Annotated in this window: 18 protein-coding genes; 6 read left to right on the forward strand and 12 right to left on the reverse strand. The window is 72.4% G+C overall.

What is annotated here, in order from left to right:
- Positions 1 to 27 precede the first annotated feature (27 nt).
- From bla to ACIA8R_RS13005, 5 genes are all read right to left on the reverse strand, one after another.
- Entirely contained in the window at positions 28 to 978 is a 951-nt protein-coding gene (gene bla / locus ACIA8R_RS12985; protein ID WP_397038323.1) for a class A beta-lactamase, read from the reverse strand.
- A 162-nt stretch (positions 979 to 1140) separates the two neighbouring features.
- Complete coding sequence (locus ACIA8R_RS12990; protein ID WP_397038325.1) at positions 1141 to 1302, reverse strand: hypothetical protein; 162 nt, start codon at positions 1300 to 1302, stop codon at positions 1141 to 1143.
- The gene (locus tag ACIA8R_RS12995) at positions 1302 to 1739 is read right to left on the reverse strand and encodes an FAD-dependent oxidoreductase (RefSeq protein ID WP_397038327.1); all 438 of its coding nucleotides are present in this window, start codon (positions 1737 to 1739) and stop codon (positions 1302 to 1304) included. The genes ACIA8R_RS12990 and ACIA8R_RS12995 overlap by 1 nt, the downstream gene beginning before the upstream one ends.
- Before the next feature lie 268 nt (positions 1740 to 2007).
- Positions 2008 to 2247: a hypothetical protein gene (locus ACIA8R_RS13000; protein ID WP_364101584.1), complete on the reverse strand. Its 240-nt coding sequence runs from the start codon at positions 2245 to 2247 to the stop codon at positions 2008 to 2010.
- A gap of 153 nt (positions 2248 to 2400) precedes the next feature.
- On the reverse strand, positions 2401 to 3369 hold the full coding sequence (locus ACIA8R_RS13005; protein ID WP_397038329.1) for an ankyrin repeat domain-containing protein: 969 nt from the start codon (positions 3367 to 3369) through the stop codon (positions 2401 to 2403).
- A 47-nt stretch (positions 3370 to 3416) separates the two neighbouring features.
- Here ACIA8R_RS13005 and ACIA8R_RS13010 point away from each other — a divergent pair, with 47 nt between their 5' ends.
- On the forward strand, positions 3417 to 3947 hold the full coding sequence (locus ACIA8R_RS13010) for an NUDIX domain-containing protein (protein WP_397038331.1): 531 nt from the start codon (positions 3417 to 3419) through the stop codon (positions 3945 to 3947).
- Between the two features lie 15 nt (positions 3948 to 3962).
- Here ACIA8R_RS13010 and ACIA8R_RS13015 read toward each other — a convergent pair whose 3' ends face one another.
- The gene (locus ACIA8R_RS13015; RefSeq protein WP_397038333.1) at positions 3963 to 4532 is read right to left on the reverse strand and encodes a TetR/AcrR family transcriptional regulator; all 570 of its coding nucleotides are present in this window, start codon (positions 4530 to 4532) and stop codon (positions 3963 to 3965) included.
- Positions 4533 to 4601: 69 nt separating this feature from the next.
- Between ACIA8R_RS13015 and ACIA8R_RS13020 the strand changes: the two genes are divergently transcribed.
- Positions 4602 to 5771 carry an FAD-dependent monooxygenase gene (locus ACIA8R_RS13020; protein ID WP_397038335.1) on the forward strand — a complete coding sequence of 390 codons (1170 nt, stop codon included), beginning with the start codon at positions 4602 to 4604 and terminating at the stop codon, positions 5769 to 5771.
- Positions 5772 to 5938: 167 nt separating this feature from the next.
- On the opposite strand, the gene ACIA8R_RS13025 is transcribed toward ACIA8R_RS13020, so the two are convergent.
- On the reverse strand, positions 5939 to 6913 hold the full coding sequence (locus ACIA8R_RS13025; protein WP_364101599.1) for a lytic murein transglycosylase: 975 nt from the start codon (positions 6911 to 6913) through the stop codon (positions 5939 to 5941).
- Between the two features lie 150 nt (positions 6914 to 7063).
- On the opposite strand from ACIA8R_RS13025, the gene ACIA8R_RS13030 reads away from it, so the two are divergent.
- A complete protein-coding gene (locus ACIA8R_RS13030) occupies positions 7064 to 7573 on the forward strand; it encodes an STAS domain-containing protein (protein ID WP_397038337.1) in 510 nt (169 codons plus the stop codon).
- Between the two features lie 58 nt (positions 7574 to 7631).
- Here the strand turns inward: ACIA8R_RS13030 and ACIA8R_RS13035 are convergent, their stop codons facing one another.
- From ACIA8R_RS13035 to ACIA8R_RS13045, 3 genes are read right to left on the reverse strand one after another with little or no spacing between them, the layout of a single operon-like run.
- Positions 7632 to 8000, reverse strand: a complete 369-nt coding sequence (locus ACIA8R_RS13035) for an STAS domain-containing protein (protein ID WP_357696177.1) — start codon at positions 7998 to 8000, stop codon at positions 7632 to 7634.
- Positions 7997 to 9100, reverse strand: coding sequence for a B12-binding domain-containing protein (locus tag ACIA8R_RS13040; RefSeq protein ID WP_397038340.1), 1104 nt, complete (start codon positions 9098 to 9100; stop codon positions 7997 to 7999). The genes ACIA8R_RS13035 and ACIA8R_RS13040 overlap by 4 nt, the downstream gene beginning before the upstream one ends.
- A complete protein-coding gene (locus tag ACIA8R_RS13045) occupies positions 9097 to 10737 on the reverse strand; it encodes a SpoIIE family protein phosphatase (RefSeq protein ID WP_397038342.1) in 1641 nt (546 codons plus the stop codon). The genes ACIA8R_RS13040 and ACIA8R_RS13045 overlap by 4 nt, the downstream gene beginning before the upstream one ends.
- A 236-nt stretch (positions 10738 to 10973) precedes the next feature.
- Here ACIA8R_RS13045 and ACIA8R_RS13050 point away from each other — a divergent pair, with 236 nt between their 5' ends.
- The 3 genes from ACIA8R_RS13050 (at position 10974) to ACIA8R_RS13060 (ending at position 13722) form a co-directional block, all read left to right on the forward strand.
- Positions 10974 to 11759, forward strand: coding sequence for a hypothetical protein (locus tag ACIA8R_RS13050; protein WP_397038344.1), 786 nt, complete (start codon positions 10974 to 10976; stop codon positions 11757 to 11759).
- Positions 11752 to 12366, forward strand: coding sequence for a hypothetical protein (locus tag ACIA8R_RS13055; RefSeq protein ID WP_397038346.1), 615 nt, complete (start codon positions 11752 to 11754; stop codon positions 12364 to 12366). The genes ACIA8R_RS13050 and ACIA8R_RS13055 overlap by 8 nt, the downstream gene beginning before the upstream one ends.
- A gap of 87 nt (positions 12367 to 12453) precedes the next feature.
- Positions 12454 to 13722: a hypothetical protein gene (locus ACIA8R_RS13060; RefSeq protein WP_397038348.1), complete on the forward strand. Its 1269-nt coding sequence runs from the start codon at positions 12454 to 12456 to the stop codon at positions 13720 to 13722.
- A gap of 40 nt (positions 13723 to 13762) precedes the next feature.
- Here ACIA8R_RS13060 and ACIA8R_RS13065 read toward each other — a convergent pair whose 3' ends face one another.
- Together ACIA8R_RS13065 and ACIA8R_RS13070 are read right to left on the reverse strand one after the other, a co-directional pair.
- Positions 13763 to 14509: an amino acid ABC transporter ATP-binding protein gene (locus ACIA8R_RS13065; protein ID WP_397038675.1), complete on the reverse strand. Its 747-nt coding sequence runs from the start codon at positions 14507 to 14509 to the stop codon at positions 13763 to 13765.
- Positions 14510 to 14538: 29 nt separating this feature from the next.
- A complete protein-coding gene (locus ACIA8R_RS13070) occupies positions 14539 to 15447 on the reverse strand; it encodes an amino acid ABC transporter permease (protein WP_364101619.1) in 909 nt (302 codons plus the stop codon).

Below are 15447 nucleotides of genomic sequence, written 5' to 3' on the forward strand. Positions count from 1 at the left end.
GCCCGGGAGACGCTTCCGGGCGTGAGGTCAGAGTTTGCCGAGGCCGCGGGCCAGGATGGTGGCGGTCTTCGCGATGGTCCCGTTGTCGGTGGCCAGGCCCGGGGTGCGGTTGGTGTAGACGGCCATGATGATGGGGGCGGCCCCCTTCTCGGGCCAGATGACGGCGATGTCGTTCCCGCCGCCGAAGCCGTCGGAGTTGGTGCCGGTCCTGTCGCCGATCGTCCAGGTCTTGGGCAGGCCGGCGCGGATGCGCTCATCGCCGACCTTGTTCGCGAGCAGCCAGGCGACGAGCTGCTCGCGGTCCTCGGCGTGCAGCGCGTTCCCCGCCGTGAGCAGGTGCAGGTCGCGGCCGATGGCCGCGGGCGTGGTGGTGTCGCGCTTGTCCTTGGGGGTCCAGTCGTTGAGCTCGGGGTGCCAGCGGTCCATGCGGGAGATCGGGTCCTTCAGCGTACGGAAGTACCTCGTCAGTCCGGCGGGCCCGTCGATCTGCTTGAGCAGCAGGTTGGACGCGGTGCCGTCGCTCCGGGTGATGGCCGCCTCGCACAACTGGGCGACGGTCAGGCCGTCCTTGATGTGCTTCTCGGTGACCGGCGAGTTGGGCTTCATGTCGGCGGCCGTCCATTTGACGACCTTGCTCATCAGGCCGGGCTCGGAGGTGCGCGCCTTGTTCAGCACGGCCGCGCACAAAGGCGCCTTGAACGTGGACAAGAGGGGAAAACGCTCGCTCGCCCGGTACGCCACGGTCTTGCCGGTGGCCGTGTCGATGGCGTACGCCCCGATACGGCCCTTGAAGGACGCCTCCAGCGCGCGCAGGTCCTTCCTGACCTGGCCCTCTCCCAGAACCGCCGCCGGGGCCATCACCACGGTGGCGGCGGCGGACGCGGTTCCGCCGCCGAGGGCGCCACCGGACACGAGGGCGATCGCCAGGGCGGTCGCGGGCAGAGCGGCAGAGAATCGGCGGGCGTGGAGATGTCGCATGTCGAATCCTTGCTGGTCGTCGATCAGAGGACAGCAGCAAAGCAGGTGTGATCAGGTGATGTCTAATATCGATATCGGAAATAGGCCGATATCGGTTTCTGTATGAGCGCTACTCGGATGGCGGGTGCCGAATTTGCATTCGCGCAGGCCACATGGCGGAGGTCAGGCGGCGGGGGTGGGCTTCTTCTCGTCGCGAGGGAAGAAGGGGAGTTCGATGTGGACGCGGTCGGCCGCGGCGAGGATCTTCTCCGCGTCGTCGACCGGCGGGTGGGTCGCCTGGTTGATCCGTACCTTGACCTCCTTGCCGTCGTCGCCCGAGGCCATCACCCGTCGGTCCCGGCCCAGGGTGAAGACCCGCCGGCGGCGCCCAGGTCCAGGCAGGTGACGTACGGGCCGGGGGTGAAGTCGCGCAGCGGCACGCCGAGCAGGTCGGCCGCCGCGTTGTACCCGGCGACGAACACCTCGGGAAGGACGCGCAGCCACCGATCCACCGGTGTCCGGCCGAGGTGGTCGAGCTCGTCGCGGATCTGCCGGGTGAGGTCGTCGGCCCGCATCCCCACCGACCGGACCACCGCGTCCGCCTCGACCTCGGTGCCGTCGGACAGGGCGGCGTACCCGTCGCCGACCTCGGTCACCGTCGTCCCGAGACGGCGTTCGGGGCCCAGCTCGTCCAGTGCGGCTTCGATCTCGTAGGCCGTCCCGAAGACGGCGGGACGATGCACCTGCCAGTCGGCCTCCGCCAACGCGCCGGTCGACTCCACCCTCGGGCCCCTGCCCTTCTCGGATCCGTGCCCGACCGCCGATTGTAGGGGCGGGTGCATCGGGTCATCAGGTGTGGAGGGGCGTCCAGGGGATCGCGGTCGCGCGATGAGATCCGTGCGCTCGCCGTACGGGTGAGGGAGGCGGACGGCTGAGGGAGGCGGACGGCGCCGCACGACACGTGCGACGTCGTCCGTGGCCTCGTGGATCGCGGGGGTGACGCCGCCGGGCGAGCGGCTCAGCGGCGGGACCCCTGGCCGCGCCGGTGAGCTACTTCCTCAGCCAGAGCATGTAGAACGGGCTGTCCCAGCGGCACTCGTACTCCTTGTACCCCTTGGTGACGAGCAGGGTGGTCCCGGCCGAGACGCAGTTCTGAAGGGTGCGGTACGCCTGGTAAGGGGCCCAGCTCGTAGCCGTGGCGCCGGCCGGAGCAGCGGTGGCGAGGGTGCCGGCGGCGAGGGCTCCGGCCATGGCCAGTGTCACACCGAACCGTGCGGCCTTCTGTCGCATGCATGGTCCTTCCTCGTGGGGCGGCACACGCCGCCGCAGTGATCATTTCCACGGTAGCGCTCGTTGATCTTCATTGGTGCGTTTTGTGGATCTTGTCTCTTTTTTCCGATGCGCGAAGAAGGGCGCGCCCTTGCGCGGGGCGATCGGCCCTGATCAGCTCCACCAGTCCCGCTCGGGAAGCCTGAGCCACATGTCAGGTCGAAAGGTGAGCGATCGGGCGTCGGCCGGTCGCAGGCCCGCGCCGGCGAAGCAGTACGCCACCGCCCGGTGGTGGTAGAGGTAGGTGGCGAGGATCTCCTCGGCGGGCACGTCGTCGGAGACGGAGCCCCCGCCGGGATGGGTGTCCCAATCCTCCATGGCGCCGTCGCGGCAGACGGCTCCCTGGTTGCCGCTCTTGGGGTTGGCGAACATGCCGTAGCAGACGGAGCCGGCCGACAGGCGCTTCATGACGCCCGGGGTGGACGCGTTGTACCCCTCGGGCTGGAAGACGACGCATCCGCCGGGCACGTCCGTGACGCCGATGATGGCCAGGCTGTTGTCGAAGTCCGCGAACGGGTCTTCCATCAGTTCTTCGACGTCGGCGTCGTCAGCCGGTACGGCCTCCAGCCGCCGGGCCGCCTCGGCGGCGCCGACGCCCGCCACGCAGGCGAGGCTGAAGCCGTCGTCCTCCGGCTCGCCCAGCACGTCGATCAGGTGCCTGGCGTCGGCCACGGCCGCGGCCTCGGTGTCCGACAGGCCGGTCTCGCCGGCGGGGAGGGGGAACAGGTCAGGGGTCGGGGTGGCCAGGCTGAGTCGTCCGGGGGACCAGCCGTTCATCATCGGCCGCCACGGGTCCGCCCCGGCGGCGACCAGGCTGCGGGCGTTGTCGGGACGGTTGTTGAAGACGGCTTCCCAGAGGGCGGTACGGCCCTCCTGCTCGGCATCGACGTCGTCGACGCGCCGGGACAGTTCGGTGACCACCTCGGCCGAGCCCCGTTCGGCGGCGGCGTGCAGCGGCCGTTCGTGGAAGTACACGCCGGAGTTGGGGTCGGCGCCCGCGTCGAGCCGGGAGCGGACCACGCTGAGGTTCGTCCAGCTGTCCCGGTCCATGCCGGACCATCCGGTTCTGTCGTCGGCGACCATGACACTCCTTGGGGGCGTACGGGGTGGGTGATCGCCGATCATGGCGTATGGCCACGACAAATTCGCCGACGCGAAGCCGACGAGGTGCCCGGGCTGTGCTGCTGGACCGGCACGATCGCGTTCTGATGATCCAGCACAGGTACGACGGCGTCATCGTCGTTCCCGGGTCCCCGGTCCGGGAGTTGTTCTGGGTGCCCCCGGGCGGAGGGCTGAAGGCGGGCGAGGACTTCCTTCAGGCCGCTCGCAGGGAACTGCTGGAGGAGACCGGGCTGACGGAGGTCGAGTGGGGGCCGTGCCTGTGGATCCTCGACGGGGTCGTCCGGTGGGACGGCGAGCCCGTGCACGTGCAGGAGCGGTACTTCCTCGCGCGGACGCAGGGCACGCAGGCCGTCACCCGCGCCCACCTGGAGCCGGGGGAGGAGGAGGGGATCGTGGGGCATCGATGGTGGTCGTCGGCCGAGCTGGCCGCGGCCGAGGCCACGGAGTCCCTGCGGCCCGTGGGGCTTCCGGGCCTGTTGGCGGAGGTGCTGGCGGCGGGGGGACGCCCGTCGGGTGAGCCGCGGGTCCTGCGCGTGTAGAGCGAGCCGACGGGGTCACCGGGCGGAGCGCAGGCCGTCCAGCAGGACGGTGAGGTAGGCGTCGGCGAGGACCTGCGAGGGGGGCTGGGTGCGCGCGACGGCCAGGGCGGTCCGGCCGATGAGCGTCGTGACGACGGCGGGGTCGAGGTCGGTGCGGATCGCGCCCTCGCGCCGCGCCCCCTCGATCATCTCCTCCACGGCGGCGACCAGGCCGGCGCGCAGGGCGGTGGTGGCCGGCAGGTCGAGGCCGTCCAGTTGGTCGTTGACGGCGTGGTGGGCGGTCTGGAACGCGACCAGCTCGCGGAGGAAGGTGCGCAGGGCCTGGTAGGGCGTGGTCTCGGCGAGCAGGTCGCGGGCGCGCCGGACGACCGGTTCGAGCAGACGGGAGACCGCGGCGTCCAGCAGGGCGTCCTTGCCGCCGAAGGCGCGTACGACGGTCGCGGCCCCCACCCCCGCCTGCTTGGCGATGGCCTCGACCGTGAGGGGCGCGCCGGGCTCGGCCAGCAGCGTCATGGCCGCGTCGAGGGCGAGTCGGCGGTTGCGCACGGCGTCGGCGCGGCGTCTGGGCTCGGCGGGTGTTGGCAACTGGAATGTCCATTCCACATAGTTAACTGGAACGCTTATTTCAGTTAACTCTAGCGCGATGGAGTCCCCATGAACGAGCGCGTCCTGATCTCCGGCGCGAGCATCGCCGGGCTCGCCCTGGCCCACTGGCTGACCCGGCACGGCTTCCGGCCCACGATCGTCGAGCGCGCTCCCCGCCTGCGCACCGGCGGCAACGGCGTGGACGTGCGGGGCGACGCCGTCGAGGTGGCCGCGCGGATGGGCATCATGCCGCGGGTGCGCGAGCTGGCCGCCGACGTGCACGGCATGAGGTTCGTGGACGCCGGCGACCGGCCCGTGGCGCGCGTCGAGTTCCGCGACCCCGGCTCGGTGGAGATCATGCGCGGCGACCTGGTGGCGCTGCTGGACGAGGCGACCGACGTGGAGATCCTGTTCGGCGACACGATCCGCGGCCTTGAGCAGGACGACGACGGCGTGCGGGTCACCTTCGAGCACGCGCCCGCCCGCGCCTTCGACTTGGTCGTCGGCGCCGACGGCATGCACTCCCACGTGCGGCGGCTGGTGTTCGGGCCGGAGGAGGAGTTCGTCAGGCACAAGGACCACTACTTCGCCTTCGCCGACGCCGACGCGGCGCTCGGGGAGGACCGCTGGGTCACGATGTTCAACACGCCGGGCCGCATGGCCGGGATCTACCGGTCGGGCAACCACGCCCAGGCCAAGGCGTACTTCATCTTCCGGTCCGCGCCGCTGGACTACGACCACCGGGACGTCGCCGAGCACAAACGGCTGGTGAGCCGGACGTTCGGGGACGAGACGTCCTGGCGTACCAGGGAGCTGCTCGACTCGGCCCTGGCCGACCCCGACTTCTACTTCGACGCCCTGGGCCAGGTGCACATGGACTCATGGTCCCAAGGGCGGGTCGTGCTCGTCGGCGACGCCGCCTGGTGCGCGTCCCCGGCTTCGGGGGCGGGCGCGGAGCTGGCGCTGGTGGGGGCGTACCGGCTGGCGGGGGAGCTGGCCGCAGCCGGCGGGGATCAGCGGGTCGCCTTCGCCCGGTACGACGCCGTCCATCGCCCGCTGGTCGAGAAGAAGCAGCAGATCGGGCCCAACGTGCGGCTCATGGTGCCCAGAACCGAGGGCGGGCGCTGCGTCCGTGACGCCCTGGTCCGGCTGCCGCTGATGAAGGCCGTCGGCGCGGTGGAGCGCCGCGTCCAGGGCAGGAACGCCCGTCCCCTGCCGGTGTACGGCCCGCGTCGCTGAGCCGTCCGGCGATCAGCGCCCCGCGCTCGCGCGGGTGAAGACCGCCCGGCAGGCGCGGCCGAGTGGCCGCCACGCCGCTCGACGACGTCCTGACGGAGATGGCCGACGCGGCGAGGTCCGCTCGGACGTCGCGGTGACAGTGCAATGACACTGAGACCCCCGCGGGGTCACTTCGGGCCGGTCAGGCGGCGTTCCCCGGCTGTGGTGAGCACGAAGACCTGCCAGTTGTAGTACGCGTAGTACGCGCGCGGGTCGCGCCGCATCTGCCGGGCGTGCAGGAGCACGGCGTCCACGTACGCCCGCGACCGGTTGTAGGCGTACAACGCGCGCCGGTTGTCGCCGGGGGCGCCGCTGGCGTGCAGGTAGTTGGCCGCGGCCATGACGGCGTCCCGGGGGTTCTGCACGTCGCCGCCCATCCCGTACGCCCGCCAGGTCGCCGGCATGAACTGCATGGGCCCCTGGGCTCCGGCGTGGCTGTCGGCGCGGACCCGGCCGAACTTGCTCTCGACGAGCATCACCGACGCCAGCACCTCCCATTCCACCCCGAAACGGCGCTCGGCCCGCTTGAAGTGGCCGAGCAGCTCGTCGGCGGGGCGGGCCCGCTGGACCTTGAACACGGCGGACGGCTTGATGGGCCGGGTCAGGGCGAGCAGCTCGCGCAGGGCGGTGACGTTGTCCCTGGCCTGGGCGGCGAGCGCGGCGGGCAGGCGGGCGAAGGCGCGGTCGGCCAGGTCGCGGTGGCGGGCGGCGTGGCGGTAGAGGCGCTGCTGGTAGAGGGCCAGGAGCTCGACGTCCCGCGGCGGGGTTCCGTTCGCGGGCCGCCAGCGGTCGATGGCCGCGTTCAGGGCGGTGGCCGTCTCGCGGAGCGCGGTCGCCAGACGGGCGGGGTCAGTGGGGAGCGGCGCGGCGGGGGCCGGCAGCGCCTGACCGGAGGAGGCCCCGGCGCTCGCCGTCGCCGTCGCGGTCGCCGATGCGGGGGCGGGTTCGGGGGCGGGCGCGGCCGTGCCGGTGGCGTCCGCGCTGCCGCATCCCGCCGTCCCGGCGACCGCCGCGCCCAGCAGCAGGAGACAGGCGAGCGTACGGCCGCGGCCGGTGCGGGACATCGGCGGGCGGGCGCGGAACGGGCGTCGGAGGTCGTCCATGGTCGGCCAACCTACCTGTCCCACGGCTTGATCCCGGACATCTCATCTCGTATCCCCCGATGGGCGGCGTCCACCACCCGGGATGCGTACGCTTCTCACCAACGGCGGCGTGGGCCCGAAGCAGACGGGTAGAAGAGCAGGCACCTGGAGGTGGACGGCATCGACGGCGAAGAGCTTGAGACGAGCTGGCAGGGGCCCCGGTTGCGGGCGGAGACGAGACAGGCGGACGGTTGCCTGGTCATGGAGTTGAGCGGAGACCTCGACTTCACGCAGAAACCCGAGTTCCGGAAATGGGCACTCGGCATCGTGGCCGGCGACGGTGACAGAGACGGCGACAGAGACGGCGACGGGGGCGGCGACGGGGGCGGCCGGGCCCCGATACGGATGATCGTGCTCGACCTCGAAGGCGTCGAGTTCTTCGACTCCACCGGGCTGGCCGTCGTCATCGCGCTGTGGAAGCACGCCCATGAGACCGGCGGCGACCTGGCGGTGGCCAGGCCCCCGTCGAACTGCGCCAACATGATGCGCCGTACGGGGATGGCCGAGCACATCGCCATGGGCGACACCGTGCTCGCCGCGACGGCCGGAGCCGCGGTCTTCCGTCGCGCGTCGGGCCGCGAGAGGGGCCTCCCGGCAGCCGGCTGGGTCACGGCGGGCTGAACCCGGCCGAAGGCGGGCTCCGGACGGGTTCCAGAGGCGGGACGGTCCCCGGCGAGGTTCAGTCCTGGGTGAAGGAATGCTGGGTGACGGCGGCCGGGGCGCCGGTGAGGTGCTCGTACGTGCCGCTGACGTCCAGCAGCCGCTCCAGCACCCGCGGGCGCTGCTCCAGATGCAGCCGGGTGCCGGCCGACACGGCGTGCTGGTGGATCATCAGCAGCGCCGACAGCCCGCTGGAGTCGCAGAAGTGCAGGCCGTCGAAGTCGAGGTGCAGGTCGGTCAGGGCGCCGTCGGCGAGCGCGGCGACGGCGGTGGCCAGCAGCTCGCGCGCGGTGTTGTAGTCCAGGTCGCCGTTGACGTGGACGCGCAGCACCCCCGGGTGGGGCGTGTCCTGGGCGAGGGTCAGCGGATCGGGGGCGAAGGCGGTCATGCGATCTTTCCGTGGCCGGGGAGAGGGGGGTCGTCGGTGGGGGAGGACGCGGCGCGTATGGCATCGCGCCCGTGGGCGATCAGGGCCGAGGCGCGTGGGAAGTCCTCCAGCCGGCCGCCCAGCAGGTCGAGGGCCGGTAGCAGCGCACCGGCCGGGACACCGCGAGCGGTCAGGACGCCCGCCGTCCAGGTGAGGAAGCGCCCGAACAGCGCGGGGTCGTCCACGTAGAGCGCGGTGGCCAGGAAGTCGACGATGTGCAGGACGTCCTCGGCGGTGTGCCGGCGCTGCTGCGGCGTGTAGGCCGCCATCGCGGGGACGCGTTCCTCCAGGCCGCCCATGACGTCCCTGACCAGGCGCCGGGCCGACCGGCTGACCAGGGTGTACTCCTGGTCGTCCAGGTGCGGCAGGTCGTCCACGGCCTGGCGGGGGGCGGTGGGGCGGGGCAGCGGGCCGGCGGCGAGCCGGTCGGCGGCGGCGGCGCCGTCCGCGGCCCAGGCGTCGGCGCCGAGGAGGCGGGCGTAGAGGCCGTCCGGTCCGAACGCGGCGCCGCCGGCCATCACCGGCGTGCCGGTCGCCTGGCAGGCGGTGATGGCGGCGTGCGCGCCGGGCAGCCGGGTGGGGATGGAGCTGGACAGCGCCACCACGTCGCAGGCGGTGCGGTGCAGGTGCGTGATGAGGTGCGGCGTCGGGACCTGGGCGCCGAGGTAGTCGACCCGCCAGCCGCGCAGCCGCAGCACCTCGGCCAGGATCCGGGCGGGCATGGCGTGCCACTCGCCGTCGATGCAGGCGACGGCGATGCGCCCGAGGACCGGGCCGTTCGCGGCGGCGGCGCGGGCGGCCGGATGGTGGGCGAGCGCGGCCAGCACCCGCTCGTTGACGGCGGTGGCGGTGTGCTCCTGCGCCACCGTGATGCGATTGGTTTCCCACTCAAGGCCCACCCGGGCCTGTACGGGGGCGACGACCTTCAGCAGCAGGGTTTCCAGAGGGATGTCCTGGTCGAGCGCGGCGAGCGCGGCGTCGGTGGCGGCGTATTCGTCGCCTGCGACAGCGGCGTTCCAGAGTTTTTCGCGCCAGGCGGAGAATCCGTCTGCGTGCGTCATGCGGTGAACCTTCCCCGTCCGTGTCCTCCCACCGCGCTCAGATGTGCTCCGCGCGGCGCCGTAATGGCGATCACGGCCATGTCATCGTGATCGCCACCCCCTACCCACTGGGAGGACAACATCTCCACACGTTCCGTGATCGCCTCGGGCGGCATGCCGCCGCACTGCCGCAACTCCTCCAGCAGCCGTTCGTCGCCGAACATCTCGTCGCCCAGCGGGCCGCCGACGGCCTCGGTGATGCCGTCGGTGTAGAGCAGGCAGGTCTCGCCGGGTTCGAGGACCACGGTGTCGGTGACGCTGGTGACGCGTTCGAGCATGCCGATGAGGGTGCCCTTGGTGCCGGCCACGTCGACGCGCCCGTCGCCGCGTACGACGACGGGCGGCGCGTGCCCGGCGCTGGTGACCCGGACCAGGACGCGGTTGCCGGCCCGCCGGATCGAGGCCAGGACGAGCGTGACGAACCGGGAGCGGTCGCTGCTCTTGAGCAGGACGCCGTTGAGCAGTTCGAGCACGCGCTGATGGTCGTCGGCCAGCGGCAGCAGGGCCTGGAGGGTGTGCCGGATCTTGCCGGTGAGCACGGCGGCCTCAAGGCCCTTGCCGGCCACGTCGCCGAGCACCACCAGCGACTCCTGGCCGGGCTCGGCGGGCGGGTGGAGGTCGTAGAAGTCGCCGCCGACGCGGGCGGTGTGCTCGGAGGGCCGGTAGCGGGCGGCGACCTCGACGCCTTGCAGGCTGCGCACGCGGGGCGGCAGGAGCTCGCGCATGAGGGTCTCGGTGATGTCGGCCTGCTCGGCGTACAGGCGGGCGGCGGACATCGCGGCCCCGGCGCGGGCCGCGAACAGCCGCGCGAAGACTTCCTCGCCGTCGGAGAAGCCCGCCTGGCCGTTGCCGCGCAGCAGCACGAGCGCCCCCGCCGGGACGCCGTGGCCGGGCAGGGCGGTCACGACCATCGAGCCGACCTCGCCGAGCCCGTCGCGGGCCAGCCAGCCGGGGGCGGCGGCGGGATCGATCCAGCGGGAGGGCAGGGGCGGATAGCCCTGCAACGCCTCGGCCAGGCCCGGCACGGCCTCGGGGTCGACGGCCAGCTCCTCCCGGACGACGGCGCCGTCCGGGCCGCAGTAGGCGATCGAGTGCCTGCGCCGGTACGGCGGCAGGATGACCAGCGCGGCGTCGGCCAGGTGGCGGGCGGCCAGCCGGGCGGTCACCTCCAGGCAGCGGTCGAGGTTGAGCGAGGACAGCAGCTCGCTGGAGGCCTTGTCGAGGAACGACGTGCGCTCGCGTTCGAGGTGCAGGGCCTGGGTGGCGCGTACGAGGTCGGTGGCGTCGGTGAGCCACCAGGCGGTCACGTCGCCGTCGCGGACCGGACGGGCCTCGAACGTGGACTCCCCGATCAGGCCGCGCACGCCGGCATCGGCGGAGGCATCCGGAGATCCGGGGGCGTCGTGGGCCCGGGAGAGCCAGGCGGGGGCGCTGTCGGCCAGCGCCGCACCGGGGACCGCCTCGGGCAGCAGCCGCAGCGCCGCGTCGTTGGCCTGCGCGATGACACCGGCGGCGTCCACCAGCAGGACCGGGTGGGGGGCGCCGCGCCACACGGCCCCTGACTCGTCCTGCCCCAGGCTGCTCGTCAGACCTCTCACGACAACGAGCCCGCCGCGGCGGGCTCTGCCTCCCCAAAGTCATAGGTGCTTATGCACAATCTCCTCTCCACTGTAGCCGAGGCTCGCCCGCCGCCCCAGCCGAGGACCATCCGGCCGAGGGCACTCCACTGGCCGTCTCCAGTGCTTTCCAGCCGTTTCCAAGGGGCCGGTGCCAGGGTGATCTCGTTTCTGGCCGGCAGGACGGGACGCATTCGGCGGACGGGGAGAAGATGGGCGTGGGGGAGACGAGGAAACGGTCGGTTCTGGGCAGGACGGGGGCGACGCTCGTCCTGAGCGCGGTGCTCGGGTGCGCGCCGGGCCCGGCCGACGCGGCTGACGTGAGCATCGCGGCGGCGGCCTACGCCGTACAGGGACGGGTGGTGAACTCGGCCGGGCGGCCGGTCGAGGGCGCGAAGGTCGTGGTGAAGGACCGGCGCTACTACAACAGCGACATCGTGCTGCTCAGCGACCGTAACGGCCTCTACCGGACGCGACTGCCGCACGAACCGTCGTCCTGGGTGGTCAGCGCCTCGGTGACGCGGCAGTTCAACGGCAGGCAGTACACCTTCGACCTTGAGCCCTCCTCGACCGCCTCCGTCCGGGCGAGCGCCGGCGGCGTACGGAACTTCACCTGGCGCGTCACCGGCAGGCGGCCGGGCACCGACGGCCGCTACTACGGCGGCCTGGTCGCCACGAACCTCTGGTTCGACAACCTCCCGGAGAACGTCGACCAGGAGAACGTACGGCTGACGATGACCCCGGTAGGCCCGCTGATCGACGGCAGCAAGGGCAGGGTCGTCTCCGGTCGCGAACCGGTCTACACCGACAGCGGCTGGGCGGTGGTGGACGTGCCCCTGGGGCGGTACCGGATCACCGCGACCTACCGCTCGGCCGACAGCGGCAAGGTCTACCCGCTCCAGGTGAAGCTGACCGGCAGCTCCTCCTTCGGCTCGCAGGTCACCGCCGACTTCGAGCAGAGCGGGACCAACCAGCGGATCAGGCTGGAGGTCAGGTTTGCCTGAACCCGCCGTGCCGCGGACGACCTCGACGGACATGGACGACCCCGGCGAGAGTCTGCGCGGGCGGGTGGCCGCCGGCCTCCTCGTCCTGGCGGTGGTCGTGGTGGCGGCTGCCCTGGTGGGAGGGCTCGGGCACTACGTGGTGCTCGACCGGCCGGTCCTGCTGGGGACCGTGGCGGCGAGCCTGGTCATCGTCTCGGGGGCGCTGGCCTTCGGGGCCGGTCCGCGCGGGCCCGCCGTGGCGCTCGTGATGATCTGGGCGACGGTCGGACTGGTCGGTCTGGTGAGCGTCGTGCGGGTGCATTCCACGATCCCCGGCCCGGACGGCAGCGGGCTGGAGGTGCGGGTCCTGTACGACGACTGGATCGTCCCCGACTGGACGCTCGTGGTCCGCAGGAAGGACGGCCCGCTGACCCGCGAATGGCCCCTGGTGGAGCGCTTCACCACCGAATACGACGACGGCCTGCCCAGGGTGACCTGGCTCGATCCCGCACACGTCCGCCTGGACGACCGGCCCGGGGACGACCGTGGACTGTGGGGCGGGCAGACGATCACCCTGGACCCTCGTTCCGGACGGCCCCTTGTGCCGGGCCGGCTCGGAGGCGGCTGAGAGGCGAAGGGGCAGACGGGACGGGCGGCGTACCGGTATAATGATCATGCATCCCGGCGGGCAGGCGCCCCCGGGATCTTGCCTTTCATGCCCTCCCCACATCGTGCGCTTCTCGCCGCCGCCGTTCCGCTCTACCTGTCCATGAGTGCCGGCGTCGTCGCCCAGCTCGTCGGCACCGCCCTACTCGGACGCCAGGCCACCGCGCAACTGGCGGCGTTCGCCCTCGTCAACGCGGTGCTCACCCCGGTCACGGCCGCGGTGTCGGGCGGGCTGCGGGGGATGGCGCCGTTCGTCGCCGCCTGCCGGGACCGTCCGGGCGAGGCGCTGGCCGTCCTGAAGGACGCGCGCTGGCTCACTCTCGGACTCGGCGCGGCCGGCGCGGGCGTCATGCTCGGGGTCCCGATGATCGCGCGGATCGGTGGGGCGCCCGGCGAGGTGGCGGCCGAGTTCGGCGCGTTGCCGCCGCTGATGGCGGCTCAGGTGCTGCTGTACGCCGCGGGCAGCGGCGCCGGCGGCATGCTGGTCGCGCTGGGACGCAGCCGGCTGGTGCTCAGGTCCGGCCTGTCGAGCACGGCTGCGAACATCGTGCTGCATCTCGTCCTGGTGCCGCGGATGGGGGTTCAGGGCAGCGGTGTCGCGCTGCTGGCGTCCACCGCCGTGGCCGTCGCCGTGTCCAACACGCTCCTGCTGCGTCTGCCCGAGCTGCGCGGACGGTCGCCGTGGCCGGGACGCCCCCGTCCCCGGGAGATCCTGCGGATGGCCAGGGTGGGCCTGCCGATGTCGGCCACGCTCGTCGTCAAGTTCGCGGTCCTGGGCGGGGTGACCTACGCCGCCGCGCGGACGGGGGCCCAGGGGGCGGCGGCCCACGCCGTCCTGCTGTCGCTGCACGGGTTGCTCGGGCTGGCCGCCGTCGCGGTCGCGCAGGCCGCGACGCCGGAGATCGCCCGGGCCGTCCTCCCCGGCGAGGCCCGTCGGCTGAACCGGGCGGCCCTGACGATCGGCGCCGCCGGCGTGCTGGCGGGCGGGCTCGTGCTGGTCCTCCTGGGGGAGGCGGTGCTCGGGCTGTTCACCTCGGACGCCGCCGTGCTCGCCGTCGCCGTCGGCCTGGTGCCGTTGTCGGTGGTCTACGCCCTGGCCGACCACTGCGCGATCGTGATGTCCGCCGGTCTGACGGCGCTCCGGCGGTCGTCCTGGACGCTGGGGTCGGCCGTGCTCGGCAACGGCGTGCTCGCCGCCGTGGCGGGCCCGGCGGCGCAGGCGTGGGGGCTGAACGGCCTGTGGCTGGCGCTGATCGCCGGCTCCCTGATCGCCGCCACGACACAGACGGCCGGTTTCCTGCGGTTCAGCGCACGTTGATCGGAGGCCCGGCAGCCGCGGTCGGGCTGCCGGGCCGTCGTCAGGAGCGGTTGTCCGAGCTCAGGACGCTGGACAGGAACGCCTTGGTCCGCTCGTGCCCCGGGTTGGCCAGCAGTTCGGCCGGCGGGCCGCTCTCCACCACGACCCCGTCGGCGAAGAAGGCCAGCCGGTCGCCGACCTCCCTGGCGAAGGCGATCTCGTGGGTGACCACGACCATCGTCATGCCGTCGGCGGCCAGGCCGCGCATGACCTCCAGCACCTCGTCCACCAGCTCGGGGTCCAGCGCGGACGTGGGCTCGTCGAACAGCATCAGCTCCGGGCTCATCGCCAGGGCCCTGGCGATGGCGACCCGCTGCTGCTGGCCGCCGGAGAGCTGGTGGGGCCGCTTGTGGGCGTGCGCGGCCAGGCCGACGCGGTCCAGGTGTTCCATGGCGGTCACCCGGGCCCGATCCGCCGGGACGCCGAGCACGTGGACGGGGGCGCAGGCCACGTTCTCCAGCGCGCTCTGGTGGGCGAACAGGTTGAACCGCTGGAACACCATGCCGATCCGCTGGCGGAAGACGGCGAACTCCTTGGGCGTCCACGGCCGGTAGCGTCCCTCGCGCAGGCTGTGACCGACCTCCTCGTCGAGCACCCGCAGGCTGCCGCCGAGCACCTGCTCCAGCCCGTTGACGCAGCGCAGGAAGGTCGACTTGCCCGATCCCGACGGCCCGATCACGCAGCTCACCTCGCCGGGCGCGACGGTGAAGTCCACGCCGTTGAGCACCTGCGTGTCGCCGTAGCCCATGCGCACGCCCGTGGCGTGCACGACGGGCTTCACGCCGCCGCCTTGGGCAGGATCCGGGCCGCCAGCCCGCCGCCGCGGACCAGCCGTACGGCCTCGGAGCCGAACCGGCGTTCCAGCCGGCCCTGGAGGAAGGTCGCCACGGCGGTCATGAGCATGTACCACAGGCTCGCCACGATGAGCAGCTCCATGATCAGGTTGTTGGCCTTGTAGATCTGGCTGGCGTTGGTCATCAGGTCGTGCCCGGCCACCACGTAGACCAGGGACGTGGTCTTCAGCATGGAGATGAACTCGTTGCCGGTGGGCGGGATGATGATGCGCAGCGCCTGCGGCAGCACGATCACGCGCATCCGCTTGGCCGGCGTCATGCCCAGCGCGTACGCGGCCTCGGTCTGGCCGTGGTCGACGGCCTGGATCCCGGCCCGTACGGTCTCGGCGAAGTACGCCGCCAGGTTCAGCCCGAGCCCCAGCATGGCCGAGGTGAAACCGGTCATCACCAGGTTGGTGTCCCACTTGACGCCGATCGTGGTGAACGGCACCTTGAGCACCAGCTCGGGGAACAGGAAGGCCAGGTTGTACCAGAAGATGAGCTGCACCAGCACCGGCGTGCCGCGGAAGAACCAGATGTAGAGCGTGGCCAGCCCGCTGAGCACCGGGTTGTGCGACAGCCGCATGATCGCCACGACGACGCCGAGCACCAGCCCCAGCACGGTCGCCAGCACCGAGATCTCGATGGTGACCCAGATCCCGGCGAGGATGCGGTCGTTGAACAGGTACTCGGCGACCTTGCCCCAGTCGAGGCGCGGGTTCACCACGACCAGGTAGACCAGCCAGCCGGCGATCGCCGTCACGACGGCCGCGGCCGCCAGGCGTCCCCAGTGCCGCGCCCTGGCGACCGGGATGTGCTCCCCGGACGGCCCGGTGAAGGGTTCCGTGCGCAT

The organism is Nonomuraea sp. NPDC051191 (genome assembly GCF_044455665.1).
In the GTDB taxonomy this organism is placed as follows: domain Bacteria; phylum Actinomycetota; class Actinomycetes; order Streptosporangiales; family Streptosporangiaceae; genus Nonomuraea.

Coding starts and splice junctions, on each gene's coding strand:
- ACIA8R_RS13060 (WP_397038348.1), top strand. CDS start 12,454: ATGCCCTCCCCACATCGTGCGCTTCTCGCCGCCGCCGTTCCGCTCTAC.
- ACIA8R_RS13025 (WP_364101599.1), bottom strand. CDS start 6,913: ATGGACGACCTCCGACGCCCGTTCCGCGCCCGCCCGCCGATGTCCCGC.
- ACIA8R_RS13040 (WP_397038340.1), bottom strand. CDS start 9,100: ATGACGCACGCAGACGGATTCTCCGCCTGGCGCGAAAAACTCTGGAAC.
- ACIA8R_RS13065 (WP_397038675.1), bottom strand. CDS start 14,509: ATGGGCTACGGCGACACGCAGGTGCTCAACGGCGTGGACTTCACCGTC.
- ACIA8R_RS12990 (WP_397038325.1), bottom strand. CDS start 1,302: ATGGCCTCGGGCGACGACGGCAAGGAGGTCAAGGTACGGATCAACCAG.
- ACIA8R_RS13005 (WP_397038329.1), bottom strand. CDS start 3,369: ATGGTCGCCGACGACAGAACCGGATGGTCCGGCATGGACCGGGACAGC.
- ACIA8R_RS13070 (WP_364101619.1), bottom strand. CDS start 15,447: ATGCGCACGGAACCCTTCACCGGGCCGTCCGGGGAGCACATCCCGGTC.
- ACIA8R_RS13035 (WP_357696177.1), bottom strand. CDS start 8,000: ATGACCGCCTTCGCCCCCGATCCGCTGACCCTCGCCCAGGACACGCCC.
- bla (WP_397038323.1), bottom strand. CDS start 978: ATGCGACATCTCCACGCCCGCCGATTCTCTGCCGCTCTGCCCGCGACC.
- ACIA8R_RS13020 (WP_397038335.1), top strand. CDS start 4,602: ATGAACGAGCGCGTCCTGATCTCCGGCGCGAGCATCGCCGGGCTCGCC.
- ACIA8R_RS13000 (WP_364101584.1), bottom strand. CDS start 2,247: ATGCGACAGAAGGCCGCACGGTTCGGTGTGACACTGGCCATGGCCGGA.
- ACIA8R_RS13010 (WP_397038331.1), top strand. CDS start 3,417: ATGGCCACGACAAATTCGCCGACGCGAAGCCGACGAGGTGCCCGGGCT.